We start from the raw sequence: 12315 nt of genomic DNA, 5'->3' as shown, positions 1-12315 counted from the left end.
GAAGGAGAAGCTGTATGCAAGTCAACATCAGTGGACACCATGTAGAAGTCACCCCTCCATTGCGCGAATACGTCGAGCTGAAGCTGAAGAAGCTTGAGGGCCATTTCGACAAGATCACCAACGTGCAGGTCATCATGAAGGTCGACAAGCTTCAGCAGAAAATCGAAGCGACACTTCAGATACCCGGTGGCGAAGTGGTCGCCAATGCCGAACATGAAGACATGTATGCATCAATCGACTTGCTCACAGACAAGCTTGACCGCCAACTTAAAAAGCATAAGGAAAAGCAGCAGAGCCTTCTTCAAGGCACTGGCCGCTAACACTCCCCACCCATGATCCGACTTGAAACCATCCTGACCCCCGGCCGTTCCCTCGTGAACGTGCCGGGCGGCAGTAAAAAGCGCGCCCTCGAACAAATTGCCAACCTGATCGGCCGCGAAGTGCCCGAACTGGATACGCAAGCTGTGTACGAGGCCCTGATCGCCCGTGAAAAGCTCGGCTCCACCGGCTTTGGCAACGGCATCGCCATTCCTCACTGCCGCCTGCAAGGCTGTGAGTCTCCAGTCAGCGCCCTGCTGCACCTGGACGCCCCTATCGATTTCGACGCCATCGACGGCGCGCCGGTCGACCTGCTGTTTGTGCTGCTGGTCCCGCAAGCTGCCACCGATGCGCACCTGGAACTGCTTCGGCAGATCGCCAGCATGCTCGACCGCAAGGACGTACGCGACAAACTGCGTAGTGCCTCAAGCAATGAGGCGCTCTACCAGGTTGTCCTGGATGAACAAAACGGGCATTAATCATGCGCTTGATCATCGTCAGCGGCCGCTCCGGCTCAGGTAAAAGCACGGCCCTCAATGTTCTTGAGGACAACGGCTTCTATTGCATCGACAACCTGCCCGCCGGCCTGCTACCGGAACTGGCGGAACGCGCGTTGATTCATACCGAGCTGGCCCAACCGCTGGTCGCCGTGTCGATCGACGCCCGCAACCTGCCCAGCCACCTCACACGCTTTCCTGAACTGCTCGAAGAAGTGCGGGCCAAGCACATCCATTGCGATGTGCTGTACCTGGACGCCGACGAAGAGACCCTGCTCAAGCGCTTCTCCGAAACCCGTCGCCGCCACCCGTTGAGCAGCCCTCATCGCTCCCTGGCCGAAGCCATCGAGGACGAGACCAAACTGCTGGGGCCGATCATTGACCTGGCCGACCTCAAGATCAACACCACCAGCCTGAACCTGTATCAACTGCGGGATGCGATCAAGCTGCGTCTGCTGAACCAGCCGGAGCCGGGCACGGCGTTCCTTGTCGAGTCGTTCGGTTTCAAGCGCGGCATGCCGGTGGATGCCGACCTGGTGTTCGATGTGCGCTGCCTGCCCAACCCGTACTGGAAGCCGGAACTGCGCGATCAGTCGGGGCTGGACCAGCCTGTGGCCGAGTACCTGGCGGCGCAACCGGATGTCGAGGAAATGTACCAGGACATCTCCAGCTACCTGCTCAAGTGGCTGCCGCGTTTTGCGGCCAGCAATCGGGCTTATGTCACCATCGCCATTGGCTGCACCGGCGGCCACCACCGATCCGTCTACCTGACCGAACGCCTGGGCAAGGTGCTGCAACAAACCCTCAAGAACGTCCAGGTTCGCCACCGCGACCTCAGCTGAAAGGAACACCCCCGCGATGCCCGCTCTGGAAATTGAAATCATCAACAAGCTGGGCCTGCACGCCCGGGCCTCGGCCAAGTTCGTCGGCGTCGCCGGGCAGTTCCCTTGCCAGATCCGCGCCGGGCGTACCCCGGAATCCATGGTCGACGGCAAAAGCATCATGGCCATGATGATGCTGGCTGCGGGCAAGGGCACGAAGATTCATTTGAAGACCGAAGGCGAGCAAGAGCAGGAAGCGATGGATGCCCTGGTAGCGTTGATCAATAATTTCTTTGATGAGGGCGAGTAGGTAATCACCCCTCCCCTGCGTCAGTTGGACAGCAGTTTGCCGTTGAACAGAATCTTCAACGTCTTGACCGTCAGTACGGCCAGGGCGATCGTCAGGAAAGCCAGGATCAGATAGGCAATCGCTTCCAGGATCACGCTTCCTTTGGCATCGGCATATTTCAACGCAGCGTTGCTCAATGCCGCAATCGGAAAGCTGATTGCCCACCAGGCAGGAGAAAAAGGCGCGGCCTGACGGAATACTTTGAATGCCAGCACCCCAAACAGGAACAGGCCAAAGTAGAAGAGCACGCTGGCAAAGTAGTCGACGCTGCCAAAGAAGTTGGTGTAAGCCAGAAAGCCGACTTCAAAGGGGGCGATAAGTATCATCAGCGAAGGTGTCATACCTTTGGCCATCATCGGCTCGTGAACCAGACGTGAAAAAATTCGCGTGAAGAACACCAGCGCAATCACACTCCCTACCGCCATCGCGAACAGATTGAACTCGTATGCCCACGCCATGGGCATGTGGGCACCTGTCACCGCGATGTCGAGCGCCGCCACCCCCGGGATCAGCCAGGCAGGCACCGCATATTGCGACTCCTGATTACCGGACAACAGTCGCGAGAGCACAATTGCCGCCAGGATCATGGTCAGCAGGCTACCCAACATCCAAAGCCCCTGGCTGATCAGGGTGCTAGCTGAACCTACGACTGCCGACAGCAGCAGCAACGCGATCGTCACCGTGCCAAAGAAATTTCCTGATATCGGGTGATTGAACTCGGCTTTGACCGCCGCAGGGTATTTAACCCATTTGGTGAGATACCCCGCCACCAGTGCGATAAACACCAGAATGGCAAACCCACCAATGACCGCTCCGATCATTTGCGCGTAAGCCACATATTCACTGGCAGACTGCCAGGCCAGGCTCAAGCCGGCCAACCCCATCACGGCGCCAAACAAATTGATGGGAAGATTCTTGATGGACCCCGACCGCTCGCTCGATTCGACAGCGAAGGGGGGAAGTGGCGCGTTACAGATGCTCATGCGGGTCTCCGGTTGACGATAAAGCACGTGACGGACAGTGTCGCCTACCTCCCCTCTGTCCTATAGTGTCGCTTAGCGACGATTTCAGCCATTTCCACTACGGAGACCGACACCATGCGAATTGCCCTCCTGGCGTTTCCCCGTGTGCAAATGTTGGATGTCGTGGGCCCTGCCGATGTGTTCGCTGAAGCGGCCAGGCAATTGGGCAATTCCCGTGCATACCGGATCTCGGTCATCGGTACCGTCGCCGGGCAGATCAAGGGAACCAATGGGCTTCGCCTGGCCACGGATGACTCTATCGATACGTTCAAGGGGGCTATCGATACGCTGCTGATCGCAGGAAGCCCCAGCGTGAATGACGTGACACACGACGCCCACCTGCGGGACTGGGTACGCTACCAGGCCACGCGCGTGCGGCGGATAGGCTCGGTTTGCAGTGGCGCTTTTGTGCTGGGGGCTGCTGGTTTGCTGGTCGGGCGACGCGTCACCACGCACTGGAATTCCAGTGCATTGCTGGCCAGGCAATACCCCGATGCCGTGGTCGAACCGGACAGCATTTTTATCCGCGACGGTAACCTGTACACCTCCGCCGGTGTGACGGCCGGTATGGATCTGGCGCTCGCGTTAGTCGAGGAGGACCACGGCCGTGATTTGGCGCTCAGTGTGGCCAGGGAAATGGTGATGTACTTCAAACGGCCGGGCGGCCAGTCACAGTTCAGCGCCCAACTGGCGGCACAGACCGCAGAGCGCACGAACATTCGCCAGATACAGACCTATATCGTCGACAACCTGGCCGCAGACCTGAGCGTGGCATTGCTGGCCCAGCGCGCTGACATGAGCGAACGCAACTTTGCCCGGGTATTCAAGGCCGAGGGTGGATTCACCCCTGCCGAGTTCGTGGAGCTGGCACGTATCGACCAGGCACGGCGGCTGATCGAAGGCTCGAATGTCTCGCTCAAACGCCTGGCCGATCAGGTCGGCTATGCCAATGTTGATGGGTTCCGGCGCGCCTTCGTTCGCCGCCTGGGCGTTACCCCCAGCGACTACCGCAAGCGCTTCTTGTAGAAGCGCGACAGCCTCAGCCCAACGCCGTATCCATCACCATCATCAAGCAAAACCCGATACACAGCCCCAGGCTGGCGAGCTTGTCATGGCCATTGCGCCGCGACTCGGGAATGACTTCGTGAGTCACCACCAGCAGCATGGCCCCGGCCGCCAGCGCCAGCCCCAGCGGCAACAGCACCTGAGCAAGGCTCACCAGCCAGGCACATAGCACCGCAAACACCGGCTCCACCAGCCCTGACGCCGCGCCGATCAGGAACGCCTTGACCCGCGACATCCCTGCCCCGGCCAGCACCAACGCAATCACCAGTCCCTCCGGCACATCCTGCAAGGCAATACCCATGGCGAGGCTGTCGGCATCCGGCATGCCGCCGCCTGCCGAGACACCCACGGCCATGCCTTCGGGAATGTTGTGGGCAATGATGGCGAACACAAACAGCCAGATACGCGGCGGTATCACCGGATGATCCGGACTGCCCACCAGCATTTCCGGGCTCGCGCCGGAGACCTTGCGATCCACCAGATACAGCCCGAACGCGCCCAGCATGATGCCGAAACTGATCAATCCACTGGCGCCCCATGGCGTCAGCCCCAGGCTTTGGGCAGCCGCAATACCCGGCACGATCAGCGAAAACGCCGTAGCGGCCAACATCACCCCGGCACCGAAGCCGAGCAGCGTGTCGCTCACCGCCAATGGCATCCGGCGGATCACCAGTACCGGCACGGCACCCAGGGCGGTGCCGAGCGCGCAGATGGCCCCGCCCTGCAAGGCACGCAGGATGCGCGGTTCCAGGTCAAGCCAGGCCAGCCCTTGGGCCACCAGCAATGCAGTTCCTGCCAATAGCAGCAGCGAGCCAAACGCATAACGAAACATTCGCACGCTGCTGATCGCCAGTGTTTCAGTGCCCATAGTCGGCCTTAGATCTTGTTATAGAGGAGTTTCAGCCCAGCGCAGCCTGGTAGCGGCCGGCAACTTCCGGCCAGTTGATGACGCTGTAGAACGCATTGATGTATTCCGGACGACGGTTCTGGTACAGCAGGTAATAAGCGTGTTCCCAGACGTCCAGGCCGAGGATTGGCGTATTGCCGTTCATCAACGGGCTGTCCTGGTTGCCGCTGCTTTCCACCACCAGGGTCTTTTGCGGCGTCACGCTCAACCACGCCCAGCCGCTGCCGAAACGGGTCAAGGCAGCTTTGGTGAAGGCCTCTTTGAAGGCGTCGAAACCGCCCAACTGCTCGTCGATGGCGTTACCCAGCGCGCCGTCTGGCTTGCCGCCGCCCTTGGGCGACATGACAGCCCAGAACAACGAGTGGTTGGCGTGGCCGCCGCCCTGGTTGATCACCGCCGCCCGGAGTTTTTCCGGCAGTTGCTGGACGCTGGACACCAGTTTCTCCACCGGCCAAGCGGCAAACTCGGTGCCTTCGACGGCTGCGTTGAGGTTGTTGATGTAGGTCTGGTGGTGCTTGGTGTAATGGATCTCCATGGTTTGTGCGTCGATATGCGGTTCAAGGGCATCGTAGGCGTAAGGCAAGGCCGGCAAGGTGTAGGACATATCAATGAGCTCCATAAAAAGGGCTGTTGCGGGTCGACGCATCCGATGGCGCCACGTTGCTGCCCAGCAGGCGGTGGGTACGTGGGTACTCACCGTGATCGCTGATGAAATTCAGCAGTTCGACGTAGGTCTTGCTGCTCTGACGCAGGGCCGCTTCCCGCAATAGCGGGTTAAGACGGGTGTCTTGCATGGTCTGCAACAGGCGCTGGTGAATGGCGCAGAGGTATTCCGCGCTTTCTTCCGGCTGGTTCAGGCGCAAGTGCAGGTCGGCCAGGTTGTGATGGGAAATGACGCAAGCCGCCACCGCTTCGTCGGCATCCGCCCAGCGCTCAAACAACACTTGAGCCAGGGCCAGGGCTTGCAGGTAGGCCTCGCGGGCATCTACCAGCTCGCCCGCCATAAAGCAGCGATTGGCCCGTTCGATCGTGCGTTTCCAGTGCTCCATGGTGAGCCTCCAAAGCAGGGTCGGTGATTACACGCCGCCGGCCGTGAGCTTTTCCGGATCCAGCAGGATTTCCAGTTGGCTGCGGGGCAAGTCGGTATGTTCGAGCGCCACATCAATCACCGGACGGCCTTGTTGATAGGCCTTCTTGGCGATTTCGGCGGCCTTTTGGTAACCGATGATCGGGTTGAGTGCGGTCACCAGGATCGGATTGCGCGACAGCGCTTCCTTGAGCTTGGCTTCGTTGACCTTGAAGCTGGCGATGGCCTTGTCGGCCAGCAGTCGGCTGGAGTTGGCCAGCAACTCCAGGCTGCCGAGCAGGTTCTGGGCAATGATCGGCAGCATCACGTTGAGTTCGAAGTTGCCGGACTGGCCGGCGATGGTAATCACCGTGTCGTTGCCGATGACTTGTGCGGCAACCATGGCGGTGGCTTCCGGGATCACCGGGTTGACCTTGCCGGGCATGATCGAAGAGCCCGGCTGCAGGCCTTCCAGCTCGATTTCACCAAGGCCCGCCAATGGGCCGGAGTTCATCCAGCGCAGGTCGTTGGCGATTTTCATCAGGGACACGGCGGTGGTCTTGAGCTGCCCGGAGACCGCGACGGCCGTGTCCTGGGAGCCGATCAGCGCGAACAGGTTCTTGCCTGGGGTGAACTGGACGTGGGTCAGGCTGCTCAGTTGCTGGCTGAAGCGCGCTGCAAACTCCGGATGCGCATTGATCCCGGTGCCGACTGCAGTGCCACCCTGGGCCAGCGCCTGCAAACTCGGCAGCAGGTCTTGCAGATGACCGATATTGGCCTTGAGCTGCTGCGCCCAGCCATTGAGCACCTGGCTCATGCGCACCGGCATGGCGTCCATCAGATGCGTCCGACCGGTCTTGACGAAACGGTGCACCTCCTCGGCCTTGTGCTCGATCACCTGGACCAGGTGCAGCAGCGCCGGCAGGGTTTGCTCATGCAGCACCAGCGCCGCACTGACGTGAATGGTGGTCGGGATGATGTCATTGCTGCTCTGGCCGCAGTTGACGTGATCGTTAGGGTTGACCGGCTCGCCCAGCAAGCGGCTGGCGAGGGTCGCAATCACTTCGTTGGCGTTCATGTTGGAGCTGGTGCCGGAACCGGTCTGGAAGATATCCACCGGGAAATGCTGCATGAAATCGCCTTCCAGCAAGCCTTGGGCGGCATCAACGATGGCCTTGCCCTGGGCTTCGCTCAGTTGTTTCAGCTCGACGTTGGCTTTAGCAGCGGCAGCCTTGGCCAGAATCAACGCACGAATGAACTGCGCCGGCATGCGCTGGTGGCTGATGGGAAAGTTGTTCACCGCACGCTGGGTTTGTGCGCCATACAAGGCTTCGGCGGGCACTTGCAGTTCGCCCATGCTGTCGCGTTCGATACGGGTGTTACTCATCGGAAGATCCTTGCACCAGGTCAGAAACAGAAATGGAAGGCAGCAATTCGCAGGTCGCCAATTGCCAGGCAAAGGTCTGCCAGCGCTTGAGGCGGCAGGCACAGTGGGAAAGTTTTTCCAGGTCGCGCAACGGGCGCCAGGCCTGGTCCAGGCACATGGACCGCCAGTGCCAGGGCAAGGCGATGTCGGAGGCGGTGTCCAGCAGCAGGCGGAATGAGGTTTCGCCGATGGTCCACGGGTGGGTCGCAGTGCAACAGGCGAGGTACCGGCCTTCGGCCAGATAATGTTCGATCAGGCGGGGCTCGTCGGGAGCAAGGCCGCAACGAATCTGACGACTCATCCAACGCCAGCTTTCCAGGTAGGGATCCTCATGCAGGACAGAACTCATGATCCACACTCATTCGGTAATGATATTTATTATTAAATGATATTGAGAATCAAAACAAGAGCCTGAGGGAATCACTCGGAATTCCAGGCACAAAAAAAGGCGCGCCACCCAATGGGTGACGCGCCTTCTTTATGGCGTCTGTCGGCGGATTAGCTGCCGGCGACTGTCATCTTTTCGATCAACACCGAACCGGTGCGGATGTTGCTGCGCAGTTCCAGGTCATTACCCACCGCGACAATCTGCTTGAACATGTCACGCATGTTGCCCGCGATGGTCACTTCCTGCACGGCGAACTGGATTTCGCCGTTTTCCACCCAGAAACCCGCCGCACCACGGGAGTAATCACCCGTGACCATATTCAGGCCATGGCCCATCAACTCGGTGACCAGCAAGCCACGGCCCATGCGCCGCAACAGCGCCGCCTGGTCTTCATCGCCATGGGTGATGAACAGGTTGTGTACGCCACCGGAGTTGGCGGTGCTTGGCAGGCCGAGTTTGCGACCGGCGTAGGTGCCCAGCACATAGGACACCAGCTCACCGTTCTCGACGAACGGCTTGGCATAGGTGGCCAGGCCATCACCGTCAAACGACGAACTGCCCATGGCGCGCATCAGGTGCGGGCGCTCATCGATGGTCAGCCATTCCGGGAACAGCTTCTGGCCAATCGCACCTTCCAGGAACGACGACTTGCGGTACAGGTTGCCACCGGAAATCGCCCCAAGGAAACTGCCGAACAAACCACCGGCCAGTTCCGCCGAGAACAACACCGGCACTTCACAGGTCGGCACCGGGCGCGCGCCCAGGCGGCTGGCAGCACGCTGCGCGGCACGCTGGCCGATGAGTACCGGGTCCATCAGCAATTCGCCCTGGCGGTTCACGTCGTACCAGTAATCACGCTGCATCTGGCCGTTGGCTTCGGCGATCATCACGCAACTCAGGCTGTGACGCGTCGAGGCATAACCGCCGATAAAACCGTGGCTGTTGCCGTATACGCGGCAACCCTGATGAGTACTCAAGGTGGTGCCATCGGCGTTCTTGATCCGGCTGTCGGCATCGAATGCCGCCGCTTCACAGGTCAGTGCCTGTTCAATAGCCTGTTCCGGGGTGATGTCCCAGGCATGGAACAGGTCAAAATCCTTCAAGTCCCGAGCCATCAGGGCTGCATCAGCCAGGCCGGAGCTTTCATCTTCGGAGGTGTGCTTGGCAATCGCCAGTGCTGCTGCAACGGTTTCGCGAATCGCTTCCGGGCCGCTGGCAGAAGTGCTGGCCGAGCCCTTGCGCTGGCCCACGTACAAGGTGATGCCAAACCCCTGGTCGCGGTTGAATTCGACGGTTTCCACTTCCCGCTGGCGCACCGAAGTCGACAACCCCTGCTCCAGGGACACCGCCACTTCACAGGCACTGGCCCCCTGGCGCTTGGCCTCGGCAATGATCTGCTCGACTTGTTCCTGCAGTGCCGGTAACGCTTGCGGACCGACGCTTTGGGCTGCACTCATGGTTTTCTCCACTCAAATTCTGCTTTCGGTTAAGGCCTTCTAGCGACCGGGCCGGACAAGCGGCCCCCGACTGGTTATCATGGCGGCGTTTCTTTGCGGACTGCCACCATGGTTGATTCTTACGACGACTCCCTCGATGGGGAGAAAAGCAAATCTCAGGTCAAACGCGAGCTGCATGCTCTGGTTGACCTCGGCGAGCGCCTTACAACACTCAAGCCTGACTTGTGTGCAAAACTGCCATTGACCGACGCCCTGCGCCGGGCTCTGAACGATGCGCCCAAGCACACCGCGAATATCGCGCGTAAACGGCACCTCATGTTCATCGGCAAACTGATGCGCGACCAGGACACTGACGCCATTCTGACGTTGCTCGATCAACTCGATGCCTCCACTCGCCAGTACAACGAGCGCTTCCATAACCTGGAACGCTGGCGTGATCGCCTGATCGCTGGCGATGACGCGGTACTGGAGAAGTTCGTCATCGAGTACCCGGATGCCGATCGCCAACAATTGCGCTCCCTGATCCGTCAGGCCCAGCACGAACTGGCGCAAAGCAAGCCACCGGCCTCCAGCCGAAAAATCTTCAAATACATCCGTGAGCTGGACGATAGTCAACGCGGCCTGCGCTGACCCTCTTCCCCGGGTGGCGGCCTTCGCCACCCGAAGCTCCCGTTCTTACGACCCCGTGCCACCCACGGTGATCGCATCGATTTTCAAGGTTGGCTGGCCGACACCCACCGGCACCGACTGACCATCCTTGCCGCACGTCCCCACACCGCTGTCCAGCGACAGGTCGTTACCGACCATCGACACCTTGCTCATGGCTTCCGGGCCGTTGCCAATCAACGTTGCACCCTTGACCGGCGCGGTGATCTTGCCGTCTTCGATCAAATACGCCTCGCTGGTGGAGAACACGAACTTGCCGCTGGTGATGTCCACCTGCCCACCACCGAGGTTGGCGCAGTAGATGCCGCGTTTCACCGAGGCGATGATTTCGGCCGGATCGCTTTCGCCGCCGAGCATGTAGGTGTTGGTCATGCGCGGCATCGGCAGGTGCGCGTAGGACTCGCGACGACCGTTACCGGTGCGGGCCACGCCCATCAGGCGCGCGTTGAGCTTGTCTTGCATGTAGCCCTTGAGCACACCGTTTTCGATCAGTGTGGTGCACTCGGTCGGGGTGCCTTCGTCATCGACGCTCAACGAACCGCGACGCCCGGCCAGGGTACCGTCATCGACGATGGTGCAGAGCTTGGACGCAACCATCTCGCCCATGCGCCCGCTGTAGGCGGAACTGCCCTTGCGGTTGAAATCACCTTCCAGGCCGTGGCCCACCGCTTCATGCAGCAGCACGCCGGACCAGCCAGAGCCCAATACCACCGGCAACGTACCTGCCGGGGCCGGAATTGCTTCCAGATTGACCAGGGCCTGGCGCAACGCTTCACGGGCATACCCCATGGCGCGGTCTTCGGTGAGGAAATAACGGTAGTCGGTACGCCCACCGCCGCCATGGCCACCGCGCTCGCGACGGCCATTCTGTTCAACGATCACGCTGACATTGAAGCGCACCAGCGGCCGCACATCCGCCGCCAGGCCGCCATCGGTGGAGGCCACGAGGATGCGTTCCCACACCCCGGCCATGCTTACGGTGACTTGCTGGATACGCGGGTCCAGGGCGCGGGTCGCCGCGTCCACACGCTTGAGCAGCTCGACCTTTTCGGCGCGGCTGATCACTTCCAATGGGTTATCCGGGGCATACAGCTGGGCCACGTCCTGGGTGCTGAACGCCTGCACCGTGCCGTTTTGCCCGGCACGGGAGATCGAACGCGCTGCACGAGCCGCCAGCCCCAGGGCTTCCAAGGTGATGGCGTTGCTGTAGGCAAAGCCGGTTTTTTCACCGGACTGCGCACGCACACCCACGCCTTGGTCGAGGTTGAAGCTGCCTTCCTTGACGATCCCGTCTTCCAGGGCCCAGGACTCGGAAATCTGCCCCTGGAAATACAGGTCCGCAGCGTCGATGCCTGGCCCGGCCAGATCGCCGAGGACCGTTTGCAAGCTTTCGATGGTCACGCCACCAGGCGCCAGGAGGTGTTCACTGACTGAGGACAACAACTCGCTCATAGGTTTGGCCTTAAATTCATCGTTCTGAAGCAGGTCGCTGTGCGCCCTGCGAGAAAAAGCGCCGGTGGCCCGCCACCGGCATGCGCGTCCGTATCGACGCCTGTTCGCTGCTATCGCGTTCGGCCAACAACACCGCCTCGCCTTGATCCTGTTGTGCCAGCACGCGCCCCCATGGGTCGATGATCGCTGCATGCCCGAAGGTTTCCCTGGGCCCCGGATGCACGCCACCCTGGGCGGCCGCCAGCAGGTAGCACTGGGTCTCGATGGCACGCGCACGAATCAACACATCCCAGTGCGCGGCGCCGGTTACCGCTGTAAAGGCCGAGGGCGCGGTGATCAACTCGGCACCCGCAGCGCGCAATTCGCTGTATAGCTCCGGGAAGCGCAAGTCGTAACACACCGTCAGCCCCAGGCGGCCGACCGGCGTATCCGCAACGACCACCTGGCTACCATGAGCATAGTCATCGGATTCACGATAACGACCCCGGGCATCGGCCACATCGACATCGAACAGGTGCAGCTTGTCGTAGCGGGCAACGATTTCGCCCTGATCATCGATCAGCAGCGAGCAGGCATTGGACTTGGCGTTCGGCTGATCCTTTGGGGGCAGCGGCAAAGTGCCGGCCACTATCCATAAGGTGAGGTCGCGGGCGGTCTGTTTCAACCATGGCAGGATCGGACCTTCGCCCAAGGCCTCGGCGCGACCGATATCGGCCACATCGCGACGGCCCATGGCGGCGAAGTTTTCCGGGAGTACCGCAAGCCTTGCACCGCCCGCCGCCGCTTGCTCCAGCAGGCGCCGAGCCTGAGCCAGGTTGGCCAGCACATCGCTTTGGCTGACCATTTGAATTACCGCAAAGGACATGGGCCCACACTCCAGA

Annotated in this window: 15 protein-coding genes; 6 read left to right on the top strand and 9 right to left on the bottom strand. The window is 60.7% G+C overall.

Annotation, left to right across the window (positions count from 1 at the left end; genetic code table 11):
- Positions 1–14: 14 nt before the first annotated feature.
- Genes hpf through HX869_RS12105 form a run of 4 tightly spaced genes read left to right on the top strand, consistent with a single transcriptional unit; the run spans position 15 to position 1946 of the window.
- A complete protein-coding gene (hpf, locus tag HX869_RS12120; protein ID WP_003216115.1) occupies positions 15–320 on the top strand; it encodes a ribosome hibernation-promoting factor, HPF/YfiA family in 306 nt (101 codons plus the stop codon).
- 12 nt (positions 321–332) lie between these two features.
- Positions 333–797: a PTS IIA-like nitrogen regulatory protein PtsN gene (gene ptsN / locus HX869_RS12115; RefSeq protein WP_003216114.1), complete on the top strand. Its 465-nt coding sequence runs from the start codon at positions 333–335 to the stop codon at positions 795–797.
- 2 nt (positions 798–799) lie between these two features.
- A complete protein-coding gene (rapZ, locus tag HX869_RS12110) occupies positions 800–1657 on the top strand; it encodes an RNase adapter RapZ (RefSeq protein ID WP_003216111.1) in 858 nt (285 codons plus the stop codon).
- Between the two features lie 16 nt (positions 1658–1673).
- On the top strand, positions 1674–1946 hold the full coding sequence (locus tag HX869_RS12105; RefSeq protein ID WP_003216108.1) for an HPr family phosphocarrier protein: 273 nt from the start codon (positions 1674–1676) through the stop codon (positions 1944–1946).
- A 20-nt stretch (positions 1947–1966) separates the two neighbouring features.
- Here HX869_RS12105 and HX869_RS12100 read toward each other — a convergent pair whose 3' ends face one another.
- Complete coding sequence (locus HX869_RS12100) at positions 1967–2968, bottom strand: SLAC1 anion channel family protein (RefSeq protein ID WP_178903134.1); 1002 nt, start codon at positions 2966–2968, stop codon at positions 1967–1969.
- 114 nt (positions 2969–3082) lie between these two features.
- Between HX869_RS12100 and HX869_RS12095 the strand changes: the two genes are divergently transcribed.
- A complete protein-coding gene (locus tag HX869_RS12095) occupies positions 3083–4033 on the top strand; it encodes a GlxA family transcriptional regulator (RefSeq protein ID WP_008434308.1) in 951 nt (316 codons plus the stop codon).
- 13 nt (positions 4034–4046) lie between these two features.
- On the opposite strand, the gene HX869_RS12090 is transcribed toward HX869_RS12095, so the two are convergent.
- The 6 genes from HX869_RS12090 to pmbA all read right to left on the bottom strand — a co-directional run bounded on the left by HX869_RS12090 (position 4047) and on the right by pmbA (position 9316).
- Entirely contained in the window at positions 4047–4940 is an 894-nt protein-coding gene (locus tag HX869_RS12090; RefSeq protein WP_087692866.1) for a ZIP family metal transporter, read from the bottom strand.
- Between the two features lie 31 nt (positions 4941–4971).
- Entirely contained in the window at positions 4972–5583 is a 612-nt protein-coding gene (locus HX869_RS12085) for a superoxide dismutase (protein ID WP_003216101.1), read from the bottom strand.
- A 1-nt stretch (position 5584) separates the two neighbouring features.
- The gene (locus HX869_RS12080) at positions 5585–6028 is read right to left on the bottom strand and encodes a hypothetical protein (protein ID WP_003216099.1); all 444 of its coding nucleotides are present in this window, start codon (positions 6026–6028) and stop codon (positions 5585–5587) included.
- Positions 6029–6055: 27 nt separating this feature from the next.
- Positions 6056–7432: an aspartate ammonia-lyase gene (locus tag HX869_RS12075; protein WP_008434316.1), complete on the bottom strand. Its 1377-nt coding sequence runs from the start codon at positions 7430–7432 to the stop codon at positions 6056–6058.
- Positions 7425–7820: a FagA protein gene (locus HX869_RS12070; protein WP_102369905.1), complete on the bottom strand. Its 396-nt coding sequence runs from the start codon at positions 7818–7820 to the stop codon at positions 7425–7427. Before HX869_RS12070 ends, HX869_RS12075 begins: the two co-directional genes overlap by 8 nt.
- Positions 7821–7969: 149 nt before the next feature.
- Complete coding sequence (gene pmbA, locus HX869_RS12065; RefSeq protein ID WP_003216094.1) at positions 7970–9316, bottom strand: metalloprotease PmbA; 1347 nt, start codon at positions 9314–9316, stop codon at positions 7970–7972.
- A 108-nt stretch (positions 9317–9424) separates the two neighbouring features.
- Between pmbA and yjgA the strand changes: the two genes are divergently transcribed.
- Positions 9425–9946, top strand: coding sequence for a ribosome biogenesis factor YjgA (gene yjgA / locus HX869_RS12060; RefSeq protein ID WP_003216092.1), 522 nt, complete (start codon positions 9425–9427; stop codon positions 9944–9946).
- Between the two features lie 45 nt (positions 9947–9991).
- Here the strand turns inward: yjgA and tldD are convergent, their stop codons facing one another.
- Entirely contained in the window at positions 9992–11434 is a 1443-nt protein-coding gene (tldD, locus tag HX869_RS12055; RefSeq protein ID WP_010170608.1) for a metalloprotease TldD, read from the bottom strand.
- A 16-nt stretch (positions 11435–11450) separates the two neighbouring features.
- The gene (locus HX869_RS12050; protein WP_008437218.1) at positions 11451–12299 is read right to left on the bottom strand and encodes a carbon-nitrogen hydrolase family protein; all 849 of its coding nucleotides are present in this window, start codon (positions 12297–12299) and stop codon (positions 11451–11453) included.
- Positions 12300–12315 lie beyond the last annotated feature (16 nt).

It is taken from the genome of Pseudomonas sp. P7779, assembly GCF_013386315.1.
In the GTDB taxonomy this organism is placed as follows: Bacteria; Pseudomonadota; Gammaproteobacteria; order Pseudomonadales; family Pseudomonadaceae; genus Aquipseudomonas.
The sequence above is the reverse complement of the archived record's forward strand: the minus strand, read 5'-3'. Positions and strand labels throughout refer to the sequence as shown.